This window comes from Bradyrhizobium sp. S3.3.6 (assembly GCF_040546905.1).
Taxonomy (GTDB): domain Bacteria; phylum Pseudomonadota; class Alphaproteobacteria; order Rhizobiales; family Xanthobacteraceae; genus Bradyrhizobium; species Bradyrhizobium cytisi.
In genome coordinates, this window is sequence record NZ_JBEPOT010000008.1 from 1 (window position 1) to 16,334 (window position 16,334).

Genomic DNA, 16,334 nt, shown 5'->3' on the forward strand with positions numbered 1-16,334 from the left:
CAGGTACTGCAGCGTGATTGCTGTCAGCTTCCAAACAAAAAACCAAAGGATCCCAATGCCCGCAGCAGCGATCAACGTATAACCAGCGCCACCCGGCCTCGGGGAGGTCGAGCTTGCTTCGACCGGAGCTATTGCTTGCTCGCTTGTTGAGCTGTCGGCAGCAATGGGCGCTCGTAGCAGCAAGAATGCCAATGCCGCGAAGAGGGCGATGATCCCGACCGCAAGGGTTAGAAGCGCCAAACCCATTTACCGACCTTCCTCGCGACCTCACACGCGGCTTACATCATCGTTTGGTTGCGTGTACGCTGCATGTCAAACGATCGCGCCGCAGATGCTCAATTTTAGATAAACATCGGCTTGACCGCTTCGGATTAGTTGCTGACCGGGGAAGAGGGATTGAGTTACCGGGCCTCGGCGATCTTCGGTCCAGATGACAGCATCTGCGCGTTGGTTGCCGCGGGCCGGTTCGACGGCGATGCCGGGTCTGGCGATCGGAGCGCGGCGTCGGGCGGCGCTTCCTGGGATGGTCGACGGGCAGCATTTGCCGGAAGCACGATCACCTTCGCTCCGACTTTCACCCGCTCGTAGAGATCCGCGACGTCCTCGTTGGTCAGCCGGATACAGCCGGACGAAACCCGCTTCCCGATCGTGTCGGGCTTGTTGGTGCCGTGAATTCTATACTCGGTCTCGCCCAGATACATCGCCCGGGCGCCGAGCGGGTTGCCGGGACCGCCTGCCATAAACCGCGGCAGATAAGGCTGACGCACAACCATCTCTGCAGGCGGACGCCAATCCGGCCATTCTGTCTTACGGGCCACGGTCTGCTCACCGGACCATGCGAAACCTTCGCGGCCAACACCGATGCCGTAGCGCATCGCTTGTGCGTCGTTCAGGACGAAATAAAGGAATGTGTTCTTGGTATCGATGATCACGGTGCCTGGCGTCTGGTGGCTGGCGTAGTCAACCACCTGCCGAACAAATGCTCCGGGACCGTCAGCGGCCTTTGGTGGTTCGACCGGAGGCGCCGGAGCAGGAATCGGAGCTGGGGCTGGCGCTGATGCATGAACCGGCGTTGACACGTAAACCGGAGTTGACGACGCCAGGGCCTGGTGCGCGGAGGGTTTTCGTATCGGTGGCACGCTCGCCGGGCGAGACAGCAAGCTGTACCCCAATGCGGCGACGGCCACGGCGCCGATTGCAACTCTGCCGACCATTGGGAGCGCAAGTGTCTCTGCCTTTCCACGTTTGGCCCGCTTGCTCATATCTTTCCCCCAGATCACTGCCTGGAAGACGTACCCAGCAAAATTTAACAAACTTCGAAGCGATTCCGCTCAGACTGGAACCGTTAAGCGCCGTTAACGGCAACTCTTGTCCGATCGAACAAAATTTGACAGTCCCGCTCCATAGCGAGGGCGCGAGGTGGACGACGCGCTTCTGACGGACTGCAAGATGCGCGTGCGGATGTCCGGTGGGGCGGTCCGAACAATCTGAAGACGCCCTCATAGGAAAGAAGCTGCCGAGCGCGACTCGGCAGCCTCCTTTTTTCTTGTCAGATCACGCGGCGAGGATGTCAGCGACCGGTGGGATCGTTGCTCCTGCCAGGACGAAGCGTCTGGGGGCCGCCCTGGCCGCTGTTGGTGCCTCCATCGGATCCGGCCCCGGCACTGCCAGCGCCGCCGCCCATGCCGGTTGTGCCGCTGCCCGATCCGTTACCGGCCGCGGACCCGGCTCCTCCCACGCCAGCGGCGCCTGTTCCAGCGGCCGCACCTGCACCGGCTCCTCCAGCGCCCGCACCCGCTCCTCCACCTGCACTGCCGCCGCCCGCCTGGGCGTGGGCGAAGCCGATCGATGCACCGGCCAGCAACGCGCACATGGCCATTGAGAAAATCGTCTTTCGCATTCTTCAACTCCGTTTGACGTTGTGCCCGTCAACCGAAGCTGCATGCGGACGTTCCTAAAGGCTGATGATAAGCTTTCGCAATTCGTCAGGAACGATGTCGTGTAACGCCGGATTGATCCTTGCGGCTGGGGCGACAATTCGTTAGCCACATTCAGCCACCGGCGATCGCCGTTCGGCTGACTGATGGAGTATCTCATGCGGATCGCCGCGCTGGTTGTCTTCATGGTCGCGGGGCTTGCTCCCGCAGCGCACGCTGAGCGCGACTATCCCTGGTGTGTCTTTGGCGGCGAGCTCGGCGCTCCCGGCGAGTGCATGTATGTGACGCGAGAACAGTGCCTGGCCTCGGCGTCCGGGCGGTGGAACACCTATTGCGATGTCAACCCGCGCGTCAGGTTCAAACAGCCGGCTCCGCCCCGGACGCCCCGGACGCGCTGATCACGGCAACGCTGATCGGAGTGCTCGGCTCCGGCTCCCCTAATGTGCGCTTCTCTGCCCGCAACCGCGTACGCGCGGACGTCAATCCAACGGTACGTCCAGACTGGTCCCTTCGGTCATGATGCCGGGGATGTGAGCAGTCGTGAAGCCGTTATCCCTTGGGGCTCTGCGGCCGAGCGTTACGTACGGAGCGAGGGGCAGCTGGAGAAAAGCGATGCGTTCCATTTTGGCCTTGAGCCTTTTGATCGCCCTGTGCGGCGTTGCGAACGCGGCGCCGGTACATCACGCCCACCGGCACGCTGTCGTTCACTCCCAACAGGGCATGTTCGCACCAGGTCCCGCTTCGAGCTTTGCCTACGCGCCACCGCCGCCGCCGGCCCAATTCCGGTCTACCCCCTCCTGTGACAAGCCTGAACCGTATTACGGCGCTTGTCAGGGTTATGCGCCTGGCGAAAAGGAGCGATTTCTGGCCACCGTGCACAGCCCGTAATGCTTGGGGCGAGCGACGTCGTCTGACTTCGACCATCAATCCAACGGCACGTTCAGACTGGCACCTTTGGTGATGATGCCGCCACGGTTGCCGATCTCGATCGAACCATAGCGCTGCCTGAAGCAATCGGGCAGCGGCCGGTCACCTTCCATGCTGAGCCAGAGGCGCAGCAAATGACGCTCCTGGCTTGCATTGGGCCAATCACGGAATCCGGTCCGGTCATGCAGCAAGGCATGATTGTAGACGAACTGCATGTCACCCGGCTGAAGCCGCATGCCAAAATGCAGCGTGGTATCATTTGCGAGCGCGTCGAACAGATCGAGCGCCTCGACGTGAGCCGGCGTCAGTCTCGGCGCATCGGCAAAGCGCTGCGCACTGTCGATATACTGGCGTTGATAGAACCCGGTCAGGAATCCCGCGTGCCAATTCAGCACCGGGATCTCGAGATACGGCTTTTCGTTCTCGGGCACCTCGCCGCGCCGGTCGGTCGCGATGGGATCAAACAGGAGCGCGGCAAGGTCGGGACGCCTCTCGAGCATCTCGTTGTAGATGGTCGACGTGCTGACGAGGAGAGAATCGCCTCCCTCCATGGCTTCGCGAATGCATAACAGTCCCACCACGTCGGAGGAATCCGTGTGGAACGTTTGCCGTTCCGACGTCTGATAAATCCGGGTGTTCGGATCCCTGGCATCGGCGCCGGTGTCACGGACGTGACCGAGAATGTGACCCGCCGCATTCTGGGACCGCGCCGACCCCAGATGCGCGCCCACCCCGCAGAATATCGTGGCGGCAAACTCCTGGCTGTAGTTTGCCACCGGGAGGCCGCGGATGACCTCGAAGCCGAGGCCGGCCAGCAGCCTTGTCTTGAGCCCTTCCAGATGCGCGCCGAAGTGAGGAAGCGGAAAGCTGTCCTTCGTGATCTCGGCGATTTTCTTGCTCCTGCCGAGATAGGATTCAGCCGCGTTCTCAAGTTCCGTGATCTCGCTGGCCGCAAGCGATATCAGCCATCGATCAGGATTGGCCTTCATCTCGGCGCCTCGCCAGGCCGATGGGATATCGATTTTCCCTGGAGGGCGATTGATCCTGTCGGGCGCTGAGACCGCATTCATCGTGGTGGCTCCTGAGATTGATCGCCAGGTAAGACGTCGGAACTTCAATTTCGCAGCTCAATCCTTCAACCGCACCATACACCCGAGCAAGGGGCGGCCCGCTCACCGAGAGGGGATTGCACTATTTCACAAGGTGTTGCCTGAAGTGCACAGGTATCGTCCCGTGCTTGTGGTTAGATAAGCCCACGGGGTAACGGGAGATGGTCCGTGCAGACGTGGGTTCCTGCTGCTATCGCCACGATTTTGATCGCTGGTTCGGCCAACGCGGCCGATCTCGCGCCTGTGTACAAGGCGCCTGCGGGAGCGGCACCGGTCGCCTACAGCTGGTCCGGGTTCTACCTGGGCGGGAACGTGGGCGTCATATGGAGCGACCGGCGGGTGGACCCCGTGTCATTCACGACCACCGGCGTTGACTTTTCCGGGCGCCAGGCCGTTGGCCAATTTCCGAGCTTCGACGTCGGCAATACCGCTTTCACCGGCGGGGGTCAGGTTGGATACAATTTCCAGTTCGGGTCAAATTGGGTCGCAGGTATTGAAGCCGACATCAACTACAGCGGCCTGAAGAAGACCGACACGCGCGTGTTCCCGGCGACCCCTTTCATCGGCGGCGGCATCATCGACGCCAATACCGAATCCGCGACACAAAAGCTGGGCTGGCTCGGGACCGTACGCGGTCGCCTCGGGTTCACAACCCTGAACAACAGGCTGCTTGCGTTCCTGACCGGCGGCCTGGCCTATGGCAAGGTCGATGACAGCATCTATACCATTGGCGTGCCAAACGGCGCTGGCCCGTTTTTGATCAGCGCCAGCTCGGCGGCGGTTCGCGTCGGGTGGACGGCGGGTGGCGGCCTGGAATACGCATTTGCCAGCAACTGGAGGGCCAAGTTCGAATACCTCTACTACGATCTTGGCACGCAAAACCTCACCCTGGATTACGCCCCGGTTCCGGGCGATGCGGGCAATACGATCACGTACCGATTTCGTAATAACGGCAATCTGGTGCGCGTCGGCCTGAACTACGGCTTCTAGAGACGAACGGGGCGTTCGGCGGCCGCTGCACGAACGCCAATCGGGCCGGCCACCTACGCGACGAGCTGCCTCGCCGCCGCCGAGATCATCACCAGCCCGCCGGTGATCACGGCGACATCGAGGATCGCGGTGTGGATGTGCACCGGCATCCGCTCCACGAAGGCCTTTGCCATGAACGCGCCGGGGATGGCGATGCCGCCGATCAGGAGCGCGAAGGCGAGCACCTGCGCGGTGACGGCGCCGGCGAGGCCGAACACCGAGATCTTGATCAGACCGGTGCCGAGCGAGATCATCGCATCGGTCGCGATCACGGCGGCGCCTTCGAGACCCGCGGCCATCAAGAGCGAGAGCAGGATCACGCCCGAGCCTGACGTGCCGCCGACCAGCACGCCGTAGCCGACGGAGCCTGCGGCGAGACCGGTGTCGCCGATCTTGACCTCGCGGCGGCGCAGCACGCGGCGCAGCGGCACGCTCAGGATCAGCATGGTGCCGATCACGAGTGCAGCTCCGGCATTGGTGAGGCGTGTATAGCCGTAGGCGCCGAGCGCGGTGGTCAGCGCCGCGCAGGCCAGCACGAGCAGGGCGCGGCGACGGTCGGCATAGCGGAGATAGGCAACCGCACGGCTGGAATTGGTGAAGAGTGCGGAGATCGCGATGATCGGCACCACCGGCTCGGCACCGACCAGCGGCACCAGCACCAGCGGCATCAACGCGCCGGTGCCGTAGCCGGCGAGACCTCCGATGACCGAGGCAAACAACGCCATCAACGCGACCAGCAGAAGCTGCAACATCGAGATGTCGGCGAAGCCTGAGACGATGGTCACGTTCTCTCATCGCGGCTGATGCGTGCCGCAGCTTGATCGGCGATGGAAGCGAGTGCGGCCTCGTCTAGTGGAAAATCCGCCGCAAGCCAAGCGTCCTCGGCGAGTGTCAACACATGTCCGAGCGCAGGTCCTTCCGCCATGCCGCGCGCAATGAAGTCGGCGGCGCGCAGCGGGAATTTCGGCGCGGTCCAGCGTTGCGGCAGCTCCGCGAGCTCGCGCCAGCGCGACGACGTCACGTCGCCGCCGGCCCTCGCCCAGGCCAGCAACACACGGTCGTGATAGCGCTCGGGCCCCAGCCGGTAGAGGAGCCGCCGCGCATCGGCCTCGTTCTTGGTGGCGAAGCGCCACCAGCGATGGCCCATCGAATCCAGCGCCTTGGCCTCGGCATTGGAGAGCCTCAAGCGCGTTGCGACACGCTTGGCGTCTTCGGTCACGGCCACCGTCAGCGCGGCGAGACGGCGCGTTACGCTTGGCGGCAAGCGCAGCTCTTGCTCGATCGCGATCATCGCCGTCAGCGGGCCGGCATAGGCGACACCACCGGTCAGCGTTTGCAGCAATCCGGCATCGGCCATCGCCAGCGTGGCTGCGGATGCGCCGCCCGCCACCAGCAATTTCAGCATCTCCAAGCGCACGCGCTCGGCCGACAGGGCCGCAAGGCCCGCGCGCCCGCGGATGCAGGCGAGATAGCCGTCGCGGTCGGGCTCGCCGGCGCCGAACGCGGCATGGATGCGGAAGAAGCGCAGGATGCGCAAGTAATCCTCGGCGATGCGCTGGTCGGCGTCGCCGATGAAGCGCACGCGCCGCGCTCTCGCATCCGCGATGCCGCCGACATAGTCGTAGACGACGCCGCTGGCGTCGACCGACAGGCCGTTCATGGTGAAGTCGCGCCGCTCGGCGTCCTTCACCCAGTCGCGGCCGAAGGCGACCCTGGCCTTGCGGCCGAACGTTTCGGTATCCTCGCGCAGCGTCGTGACTTCGTAAGGCACGCTATCGATGACGAGCGTGACGGTGCCGTGGTCGATGCCGGTCGGCACGCACTTGATGCCGGCAGCTTTCGCGCGCCGGACCACCTCGTCGGGGCGCGCCGTGGTCGCGATATCCGTATCGCCCGGCGGCAGGCCGAGCAGCGCGTTGCGGACGGTACCGCCGACCACGCGCGCCTCCTCGCCATCGGCGTTGAGCAGTTGCAGGACGCGCGCGGTCCCGCCCGCGGTCAGCCAGGGCGCATCGGCAAGGACCGGCTCAAGGATCGGCTCCGCGCTCATTGTCCGGCCCTTATCTTTCCATTCAGCTGTCCCTGCCCGGCACGAGCTTGCCATGCTCGATGTGGGCGGGAATGTAGGTCGAGTTCGGTGCGGCGCCGGAGAAATGCGCCAGCCCGATCAACCCGGCGATGACAAGCACCAGCGCCACCAGGATGAGGCGCGCGACGACGGTGATCGGCCAGGACGACTGCACGAACAGGCCGGATCGCGTGGCGGCCAGGAACAGCGCATAGACGGCAAAGGGGATGAGGAAGATTCCGATCTCGGTCAGAACCGGCCGGATCATGACGAATAGATCCGCTCATACAGCACACGCAGCATTCCGGCCGTCGCACCCCAGATGTAGCGCTCTGCAAACGGCATCGCATAGTAAAACCGCTCCATGCCGCGGAATTCCTTGCTGTGCACCTGGTGGTTCACCGGATTCATGAGGAAGGATAGCGGCACTTCGAATGCGTCATCAACCTCGGAATGGTTGATGGTGAGCTGAAATCCCGGCCGCACCCTGGCGACCGTCGGCAGGATGCGGAAGCCGAACGCGGTGCCATAGAGATCGAGATAGCCGATCGGCTCGACGAAATCTCTGGACAGCCCGACCTCCTCCTCGGCCTCGCGCAGCGCGGCGTCGAGCGGCGAGGAATCGGTCGCGTCGATCTTGCCACCGGGAAAGGCGATCTGGCCGGCGTGATCGTTGAGGTTCGTCGAGCGCTGCGTCAGCAGGATGGTCGGCTCGGGATGGTCAACCACCGCGATCAGGACGGCTGCGGGGCGCACCGGCTGCTCGCGCGCGACGATCTCGAGCATCTTGTCGGTGCCGGGATCGCCGGAGGCCGGAATGATGTTCGGGTCGAACAGGCCGGGCGGAACGTCGAAGCCGAGCTTCGCCCTGGAGCGGGCGAAGAAATCCGCCGCGCCGAAAGCAACGGGCTCGATCTTCTCGCTTTTGGAGATAGGCTTGTTCAAAGTGCGGCCCTCACCTGCTCCGCGTCGGCCATGGCGAAGAACTCGCCGGCCGACTCGACGCCGAACATCGGCTGGCCATCGACCATCCGCTCCTCACCCATGTCAACCAGATCGTAATAGAGCGCGCGGGTGACCTTGGCCCAGAGATCGGCGCGCACGTGCAGATAGGGCGTCAACCCGCCGTCCCTGGCCTGCTCGAAGCGCAGCCGGTGCGCGGCATCGCAAGTGACCCAGTCGTCGACATTGGTGCGGAAGCTCAGCACGCGATGGTTGTCCTCGCCGCTCTTTTGCATCTCGACCGCCATGAACGGCGCGTCGTCGACGCGGATGCCGACCTTCTCCACAGGCGTGACGAGGAAATGCTTGTCGCCCTCGCGCTTGAGGATGGTCGAGAACAGCCGCACCAGCGCATGACGCCCGATTGGCGTGCCCATGTAGAACCAAGTACCATCGGACGCGATTCGGATGTCGAGATCGCCACAGAACGGCGGATTCCACAAATGCACCGGAGGCAGGCCCTTTTTGGCGCCTTCGGCACCGGCAGCAGTTTTGGCGGCGGCAGTCAGCCCCTCAAGACCGCGGTCGGCGCTCTGCCCTTGGTTCGCCATGGTTTGCCCTTTGGCACGATTGGTGCACGTCTGATTTGTAAGTCTACGTTGCAGATCGGTGCGCGGTTCCACCCCGCATTAGTCCGGTGTGGAGGTCGCCACTTCGTGATGCCCTACATAACCCTAAGCCGATAAGGTGGGGATAGGTTAATTCAACGAATACATGGCCTTCCTGCAAGTCTAGCATGGCGCCCATGTGATCACGTGACGAGATCACGTGACGGCAGATGATCTGACGACGCAAGATTGCCGCGTGACAGGCTTAAGGAGCTAACGGATGGCGGAAAGTGTCGAGAAGCTCGAAGACGGCATCGTCCGCTCGGCCGAGCAGGTGTCGAGCCAGGTGCGCGCGGCGAAGGACGCGATCGCATCGGTGATCTTCGGCCAGGATCGCGTGATCGAGAACACGCTGGTCACCATCCTCTCCGGCGGCCACGCGCTTTTGATCGGCGTGCCCGGCCTTGCCAAGACCAAGCTGGTCGAGACGCTCGGCGTCACGCTCGGTCTCGATGCCAAGCGCATCCAGTTCACGCCTGACCTGATGCCGTCGGATATTCTCGGCGCCGAAGTGCTCGACGAGAGCACCGCCGGCAAGCGCTCGTTCCGCTTCATCTCCGGCCCGGTCTTCGCGCAGCTGCTGATGGCCGACGAGATCAACCGCGCCAGCCCGCGCACGCAATCGGCGCTGCTGCAGGCGATGCAGGAGCAGCACATCACCGTGGCCGGCGCGCGCCACGATCTGCCAAAACCGTTCCACGTGCTCGCGACGCAAAACCCGCTGGAGCAGGAAGGCACCTATCCGCTGCCCGAGGCGCAGCTCGACCGCTTCCTGATGGAGATCGACGTCGACTATCCCGATCGCGACGCCGAACGCCGCATCCTGTTCGAGACCACCGGCGCCGAAGACACGCTGGCGAAGGGCTCGATGACCGCCGATGCGCTGATCACCGCGCAGCGGCTGGTGCGCCGCCTGCCAGTCGGTGATTCCGTGGTCGAAGCCATCCTGTCGCTGGTGCGCTCGGCCCGTCCGGGCGAGGAGAGCGGCGAGGCCGGCAAGTTCATCGCCTGGGGCCCCGGTCCGCGCGCCAGCCAATCGCTGATGCTCGCCGTGCGCGCCCGCGCGCTGATCGACGGACGTCTCGCGCCCTCGGTCGACGACGTGCTCGACCTCGCCGAGCCGATCCTGAAGCACCGCATGGCGCTGACGTTCCAGGCGCGCGCCGAGGGACGTACGATTCCGGACGTGATCCGGCAATTGAAGACACGGATCGGTTGATGGCCGCAGAGACCGGGCACACAGCAAAGGAGGTCATCGCGATCCGACGTGCCGATGGCGAAAGCCGTACGCTCGCCGCTTCGCTGCCGCGCCTGGTGCTCGAGGCCCGCCGTATCGCCGCCAACGTCATCCACGGCCTGCACGGCCGGCGCCGCGCGGGGTCCGGTGAAAATTTCTGGCAGTACCGCCGCTTCGTCTCCGGCGAGCCGGCGCAGAGAGTCGACTGGCGCCGCTCGGCGCGTGACGACCATCTCTATGTCCGCGAGCTCGAATGGGAGGCCTCGCACACGGTCTGGATCTGGCCTGATCGTTCGCCGTCGATGGCGTTCGCCTCAAAGACCGCACGTGACTCCAAATTGGAGCGCACGCTGATCGTTGCGTTCGCGCTGGCCGAGCTGCTGGTTGCGGGCGGCGAGCGCGTCGGCATTCCCGGATTGATGGCGCCGACCGCAAGCAGCAGCGTCATCGACAAGATGGCGCAAGCGATGCTGCATGACGATGCAGACCGGCTGAGCCTGCCGCCGTCCTTCGTCCCCGCCGCGCTGGCCGAGACCATCGTGCTGTCGGATTTCTGGTCGCCGATCGCGGAGATCAGGACCACGCTCGCAGGGCTCTCCGGCTCCGGCGCGCATGGCACGCTGGTGCAGGTCGTCGATCCCGCCGAAGAGAGTTTTCCCTATTCCGGCCGCGTCGAGTTCGTCGAGCCGGAAGGCTTTGGCGTGATCACCGCCGGCCGCGCCGAGAGCTGGGTGGACGATTACACCGCGCGGCTGGCGCTGCATCGCGACCAGATCCGCACCGAGACCAACAAGCTCGACTGGCTGTTCACGACGCATGCGACCGACCGCTCGGCCGCTGAACTCTTGCTGTTCCTCCATGCCGGCATGCAGGTGAGCAAGTCGGGCGCCCGCACCACCTCGATCAAGGCGGGGCCGGCCGCATGATGGGATTGCCGCTCGCCTTCACCGAACCGCTGCTCCTGATCGGCCTCGTCAGCCTGCCGGTGCTGTGGTGGCTGTTGCGCGTGATGCCGCCGCGGCCGCGCCGTATCGAATTTCCGCCGACCCGCCTGCTGTTCGACATCGCACCACGGGAAGAGACGCCAGCGCGGACGCCGTGGTGGCTGACCGCACTGCGCCTGCTCGCCGCAGCCCTGGTGATCTTCGCCGCCGCCGGCCCGATCTGGAATCCGCAAACCGGCCTCGCCTCCAGCAAGGCGCCGCTGATGATCATGCTCGATGACGGCTGGAGCGCCGCCTCGAACTGGGACACGCGGATCCGGGCCGCCGACGAGCTGATTGCCAATGCCGACAATGACCGCCGCGCGATTGCACTGGTGCCACTGTCCGAGCCGAACCGCGACATCACGCTGATGCCGGCGGGCGCTGCGCGCGTTGCGCTGCGGCAGATCGTGCCAAAGCCCTATTCGATCGAGCGCGTTGAAACCCTCACGGCAATCGATCGTTTCCTGAAAGCGACCGGCGACTGCGAGATCGCCTGGCTGTCTGACGGCGTCGACACCGGCCGCGGCGAAGAGTTCGTGCAGGGGCTCGGCAAGACCTTAGGGGATCGCAGCTTGACGGTGTTCGAAGGCGGCACCTCCTCCCCGCTGGCGCTGGTCGCGGCGGAAAACGCGGCGGCGAGGATGACGGTGAAGGTGCTGCGCACCGACAGCGGCATTGCCGCCGGCACCGTGCGGGCGCTGGACCAGAAGGCCTCGCCGATCGGCGAGGCGCGCTTCACCTTCGGCCCGCAGGACAAGGAGGTCGAGGCGGCGTTCGACCTGCCGGTCGAGCTGCGCAACGACATCTCGCGGCTCGAGATCTCCGGCGAGCGTTCGGCCGGCGCGGTGCAGCTCCTCGACAAGCGCTGGCGGCGGCGCGCCATCGGCATCGTCTCGGGCGCAACCAGCGAGACCGCGCAGCCGCTGCTGGCGCCGACCTTCTACCTGACGCGCGCGCTGGCGCCGTTCGCCGACGTGCGGCTTGCCGACAAGGGTTCGCCGCAGCAAGGCATCACTCAGTTCCTCGACCAGAAGCTGCCGATGATTATCCTGGCCGATGTCGGCACCGTCGCGCCCGAATTGCGCGAGCGTCTCAACGCCTGGATCGACCAGGGCGGCGTGCTGGTGCGGTTCGCAGGCCCCCGCCTGGCGCAGGCCGAAGACGATCTCGTTCCGGTCAAGCTGCGCAAGGGCGGCCGCACGCTCGGCGGCAGCCTGACCTGGGAGAAGCCGCAGCATCTCGCCGCGTTCGCCGCCGACGGTCCGTTTGCCGGCGTCGTCGTGCCCAAGGATGTCACCGTGAGCCGGCAGGTGCTGGCCGAGCCAGACGCAGTGCTTGCCACCAAGAGCTGGGCCTCGCTCGAAGACGGAACGCCGCTGGTGACCGGCGAGCATCGCGGCAAGGGACTGGTCAGCCTGTTCCATGTCAGCGCCGACATGCGCTGGTCGGATCTGCCGATGTCGGGCACCTTCGTCGAAATGCTCCGGCGCGTCGTCGACATGTCCGGCTACACCGCCAAGCCCGGCGCCGGCGTTGCCGTCGAAGCCAGCACCGAGACGCTGGCGCCGCTGCATCTGCTCGACGGCTTCGGCGCGTTCGGGCCGCCGCCGGCCACCGCCAAGCCGCTGACGGCTGATTATCGCGACCGCGCTACGCCGGATCATCCGCCCGGCTTCTACGGTCCGGCAGAAGGACCGCTCGCCGTGAACACGCTCGCAGCCGCCGACCGCATCGCAGCCCTCAACACCGCAGGCCTCCGCGCCCGGCACGCCACCTACACCAACGCCGAGCCGCGCGATCTGCGCGGCTGGCTGCTGTCGACGGCGCTGGCGCTGTTTCTGGTGGACGCCATCATCGTGGCGCTGCTCGGCGGCGGCCTTGCCGCACTGCTGCGCCGGCGCGCAGCGCCCGCCATGATCCTGCTTGGCTTCGTGCTCGCAGGCATGGCCGTGCTGACGCCGACGCCGTCGCGCGCCGACAGCGCGTCGGACGAGTTCGCGATGAAGTCGACCTCGCAGACCCGCCTCGCCTATGTCGTCACCGGCAATGCCGACGTCGATTCCATCGTCAAGGCGGGCCTGTCCGGCCTGACACTGTTCCTGGCGCAGCGCACCGCGCTCGAGGCCGGCGATCCCGTCGGTGTCGACCCCGCGCGCGACGAGCTGGCCTTCTTCCCGCTGATCTACTGGCCGATCGTGCCGGGCGCGCCGAAGCCGCCGCAGGACGCCATCAACAAGATCGACGCCTATATGAAGCAGGGCGGCACCGTGATCTTCGACACCCGCGACGCGGTCGAAGCGCCGCCCGGCGAGAACGGGGCCTCGCAGACGCCGGGCATGCAGGCCTTGCGCGAGATCCTGTCCTCGCTCGACGTGCCCGAGCTCGAGCCGGTGCCGCGCGAGCACGTGCTGACCAAGACCTTCTATCTCTTGCGCGACTTCCCCGGCCGCTTCAACTCGGGCCAGACCTGGGTCGAAGCGCTGCCGCGCGAGGACGACGACGAGAGCGCGCAACGGCCCGCGCGCGGCGGCGACGGCGTCTCGCCGATCATCATCACCTCCAACGACCTCGCAGGCGCCTGGGCGCTGCGTCCCGACGGCCAGCCGATGCTGCCGCTGACCCCGGGCGAGCCGCGTCAGCGCGAATTCGCCTATCGCGCCGGCGTCAACATCGTGATGTACACGCTGACCGGCAACTACAAGGCCGACCAGGTGCACGCGCCGGCCCTGATCGAGCGACTGGGGCAATAGGATCGATATGAATTACGGCATTGCGTTCACGCCGCTGGTTCCCGCGATCGTCCTGTGGATCGCGCTCGCTGCCATCGTGGTCATCGCGATCGTGCTGCTGGTTGCGCGGGCGCGCGGCGCGGCGGTGCGCGTGGCGGCGCTGGCGCTGTTCTTGCTCGCGCTCGCCAATCCCTCCTTCACGCGCGAGGACCGCGATCCCCTCACCTCGGTCGCCGCGGTCGTGGTCGACAAGAGCCCGAGCCAGAATTTCGGCAAGCGCAACCAGGAAGCCGCGAAGGCGCAGGAGGCGCTGGTCGACAGCCTGAAGAAGATCAAGGGACTTGAAGTGCGCGTCGTCGATGCCGGACAGGCCGACGGCGAGACCGACGGAACCAAGCTGTTCGGCGCGCTGGCCTCCGCGCTGTCGGACGTGCCGGTCGACCGCGTCGCCGGCGCGTTCCTGATCACCGACGGCCGTGTTCACGATATCCCCGCCAACGCCGCCGCGCTCGGTTTCCAGGCGCCGGTGCAGGCGCTGGTCACCGGACAGAAGGACGAGCGCGACCGCCGCATCGCGATCACGGCGGCACCGCGCTTCGGCATCGTCGGCCAGAACCAGACCATCACCTACAAGCTCGACGACCAGGGCGTCACCGGCGAGCGCGCCAAGGTCACGATCCGCCGCGACGGCGAGGTCATCAACGAGCGCACGCTCTCGAGCGGCCAGAGCGCCAGCGTCGACGTCGAGATCAAGCATGCCGGTCCGAACATCGTCGAGATCGAGGCCTCGCCGCTCGAGCGCGAGCTGACGCCGGTGAACAATCGCGCCGTCGTCGCCATCGACGGCGTACGCGACAAGCTGCGCGTGCTCCTGGTGTCCGGCGAGCCGCATTCCGGCGAGCGCACCTGGCGCAATTTGTTGAAGTCCGACGCCAGCGTCGACCTCGTGCATTTCACGATTCTAAGGCCGCCGGAGAAGCAGGACGGCACGCCGATCAACGAATTGTCGCTGATCGCGTTTCCGACCCGCGAGCTGTTCCAGCAGCACATCAACGAATTCCAGCTGATCATCTTCGATCGCTACGCCCGCCAGGGCGTGCTGCCGATCGCCTATTTCGACAACATCGCGCGCTACGTGCGCGCCGGCGGCGCCGTGCTGGTGTCGGCCGGCCCCGACTATGCCTCGACTACGAGCATCTGGCGCACGCCGCTCGACACGGTGCTGCCGGCAGAACCCGTCGGCGTCACCGAAAAGCCGTTCTATGCGCATCTCTCCGACATCGGCAAACGCCATCCCGTCACGCGCGGGCTGGAGGGCTCGGCGTTCGAGCCGCCGCACTGGAGCCGCTTCTTCCGCACCGTCGAGACCCGCAATTCGGTCAACCCGCCGGTGATGACGGGCGCGGACGGCAAGCCGCTGCTGTTCCTGTCGCGCTTCGGCGAGGGCCGCGTCGCGCTGCTGCTGTCCGACCACATCTGGCTCTGGGCGCGCGGCTACGAGGGCGGTGGCCCGCATCTCGATCTGTTGAGGCGGATGTCGCACTGGCTGATGAAGCAGCCGGACCTCGACGAGGAAGCGCTGCGGCTCCAGGTGCAGGGCAAGGATCTCGTCGTGGTGCGCCAGACCATGGCGGACAGCGTGCAGCCGGTGAGCGTGACCTCGCCCTCCGGCGTCTCGCGTGATCTGACGCTCAGCCCCGGCGATCCCGGCGAGTGGCGCGCAAGCCTTCCCGCGAGCGAGCTCGGCCTGTGGCAGGCGACCGACGGCACGCTGAAGGCACTGATCAATGTCGGCCCGACCAATCCGAAGGAGTTTTCGGAAGTCACCTCCACCACCGAGACCTTGAAGCCGCTGACCCAGGCCACCGGCGGCAGCGCGGTCCGGATCGCGGATGGCGGCAGCGTCGAGCTGCCGCGCATTGTCCCGGTGCGCTCGACCAGCGTGTTTGCCGGTGACGGCTGGATGGGCGTGCGGATGCGCGACGCCAGCGTCGTCAAGGGCGTCGGCGTGCTGCCGATCTTCGCCGGCCTGATCGGCCTGTTGCTGCTGCTCGGCGCCTTCGCCGCGACCTGGGTGCGCGAAGGGCGTTAGTTGCCGGAACGACACATTGAGCAACGGTCCGACTTGGCCGTTGCGGCGGCGGTTGACATCCGCTGACCCTTGCTGCGATGTTACAATATAACATCGCGACGCCGATCGGCGCCTCGCGATGCGGGGTGGCGTTTCCAGATGAAGTGGTTCCGGTCGAATATCAGGCACGGCGCCCGGCTCGCGTTGTTCGCGATGCTGGTGCAGTTCGCGCTGACCTTCGGTCATAGCCATTGGTTCGCGCAGGCCGCGCCCCTCGCCCAGTCTCAGCTGGCCGACAGCGCCAAGAGCATCGCATCGACCGACAGCGCATCGGTCCAGAAGCAGTCCCCGACAAATCCCGATCGCGAACGGCCGGGCGAGGACAATTGCGCGATCTGCGCCTTGGTCGCGATGGCCGCCACGGTCACGTTCGCGACGCCGCCCCTGCTGTTGCTGCCGCAGGCGGTCGAGCTGCTTTACCGCACCACCGATGCCGAATTCATCCATCTGCAATCGGCCCGCACGGCATTCCAGCCACGCGCCCCACCTGCGTCCTGATCTCCATCGATTGAGCTGCCTTTGGCATCGGCCGCGCGTCGCGCTGATCCCGCAAGGTTATCGAAATTGATCC

At 65.7% G+C, this 16,334-nt stretch carries 15 protein-coding genes; 7 read left to right on the top strand and 8 right to left on the bottom strand.

The annotated features are described in order from the left end of the window. Both ABID59_RS22560 and ABID59_RS22565 read right to left on the bottom strand, forming a co-directional pair. A partial coding sequence (locus tag ABID59_RS22560) for a hypothetical protein (protein ID WP_354084822.1) occupies positions 1 to 246 on the bottom strand: 246 nt, incomplete at its 3' end. A 155-nt stretch (positions 247 to 401) separates the two neighbouring features. After that, positions 402 to 1,262 carry a L,D-transpeptidase gene (locus ABID59_RS22565; RefSeq protein WP_354084823.1) on the bottom strand — a complete coding sequence of 287 codons (861 nt, stop codon included), beginning with the start codon at positions 1,260 to 1,262 and terminating at the stop codon, positions 402 to 404. 833 nt (positions 1,263 to 2,095) lie between these two features. Between ABID59_RS22565 and ABID59_RS22570 the strand changes: the two genes are divergently transcribed. Next, positions 2,096 to 2,335, top strand: coding sequence for a DUF3551 domain-containing protein (locus tag ABID59_RS22570; RefSeq protein WP_148755635.1), 240 nt, complete (start codon positions 2,096 to 2,098; stop codon positions 2,333 to 2,335). A 525-nt stretch (positions 2,336 to 2,860) separates the two neighbouring features. Here the strand turns inward: ABID59_RS22570 and ABID59_RS22575 are convergent. Then, complete coding sequence (locus ABID59_RS22575; protein ID WP_354084824.1) at positions 2,861 to 3,934, bottom strand: TauD/TfdA family dioxygenase; 1,074 nt, start codon at positions 3,932 to 3,934, stop codon at positions 2,861 to 2,863. A gap of 207 nt (positions 3,935 to 4,141) precedes the next feature. Between ABID59_RS22575 and ABID59_RS22580 the strand changes: the two genes are divergently transcribed. Continuing rightward, complete coding sequence (locus ABID59_RS22580; protein WP_354084825.1) at positions 4,142 to 4,963, top strand: outer membrane protein; 822 nt, start codon at positions 4,142 to 4,144, stop codon at positions 4,961 to 4,963. 53 nt (positions 4,964 to 5,016) lie between these two features. Here the strand turns inward: ABID59_RS22580 and ABID59_RS22585 are convergent, their stop codons facing one another. The 5 genes from ABID59_RS22585 to ABID59_RS22605 are packed head-to-tail and all read right to left on the bottom strand — an operon-like array spanning position 5,017 to position 8,623. Beyond that, positions 5,017 to 5,787 (bottom strand): TSUP family transporter, encoded by a 771-nt coding sequence (locus tag ABID59_RS22585; RefSeq protein WP_354084826.1) that lies wholly within the window; start codon positions 5,785 to 5,787, stop codon positions 5,017 to 5,019. Beyond that, on the bottom strand, positions 5,784 to 7,052 hold the full coding sequence (locus tag ABID59_RS22590) for a CCA tRNA nucleotidyltransferase (RefSeq protein ID WP_354084827.1): 1,269 nt from the start codon (positions 7,050 to 7,052) through the stop codon (positions 5,784 to 5,786). Before ABID59_RS22590 ends, ABID59_RS22585 begins: the two co-directional genes overlap by 4 nt. 22 nt (positions 7,053 to 7,074) lie before the next feature. Beyond that, positions 7,075 to 7,338, bottom strand: coding sequence for a DUF6111 family protein (locus ABID59_RS22595; protein ID WP_148755630.1), 264 nt, complete (start codon positions 7,336 to 7,338; stop codon positions 7,075 to 7,077). Next, entirely contained in the window at positions 7,335 to 8,015 is a 681-nt protein-coding gene (locus ABID59_RS22600; protein ID WP_354084828.1) for a CoA pyrophosphatase, read from the bottom strand. The genes ABID59_RS22595 and ABID59_RS22600 overlap by 4 nt, the downstream gene beginning before the upstream one ends. Then, positions 8,012 to 8,623, bottom strand: a complete 612-nt coding sequence (locus ABID59_RS22605) for a DUF1285 domain-containing protein (RefSeq protein ID WP_354084829.1) — start codon at positions 8,621 to 8,623, stop codon at positions 8,012 to 8,014. Before ABID59_RS22605 ends, ABID59_RS22600 begins: the two co-directional genes overlap by 4 nt. Before the next feature lie 277 nt (positions 8,624 to 8,900). Here ABID59_RS22605 and ABID59_RS22610 point away from each other — a divergent pair, with 277 nt between their 5' ends. The 5 genes from ABID59_RS22610 to ABID59_RS22630 all read left to right on the top strand — a co-directional run bounded on the left by ABID59_RS22610 (position 8,901) and on the right by ABID59_RS22630 (position 16,261). Further along, the gene (locus ABID59_RS22610) at positions 8,901 to 9,899 is read left to right on the top strand and encodes an AAA family ATPase (protein WP_148755627.1); all 999 of its coding nucleotides are present in this window, start codon (positions 8,901 to 8,903) and stop codon (positions 9,897 to 9,899) included. Then, positions 9,899 to 10,843, top strand: coding sequence for a DUF58 domain-containing protein (locus ABID59_RS22615; RefSeq protein ID WP_354033693.1), 945 nt, complete (start codon positions 9,899 to 9,901; stop codon positions 10,841 to 10,843). The genes ABID59_RS22610 and ABID59_RS22615 overlap by 1 nt, the downstream gene beginning before the upstream one ends. Then, positions 10,840 to 13,653: a DUF4159 domain-containing protein gene (locus ABID59_RS22620; protein WP_354084830.1), complete on the top strand. Its 2,814-nt coding sequence runs from the start codon at positions 10,840 to 10,842 to the stop codon at positions 13,651 to 13,653. The genes ABID59_RS22615 and ABID59_RS22620 overlap by 4 nt, the downstream gene beginning before the upstream one ends. Positions 13,654 to 13,660: 7 nt before the next feature. Further along, on the top strand, positions 13,661 to 15,724 hold the full coding sequence (locus ABID59_RS22625; RefSeq protein ID WP_354084831.1) for a hypothetical protein: 2,064 nt from the start codon (positions 13,661 to 13,663) through the stop codon (positions 15,722 to 15,724). Positions 15,725 to 15,862: 138 nt separating this feature from the next. Next, positions 15,863 to 16,261 (top strand): DUF2946 domain-containing protein, encoded by a 399-nt coding sequence (locus tag ABID59_RS22630; protein ID WP_354033697.1) that lies wholly within the window; start codon positions 15,863 to 15,865, stop codon positions 16,259 to 16,261. Positions 16,262 to 16,334: the final 73 nt, after the last annotated feature.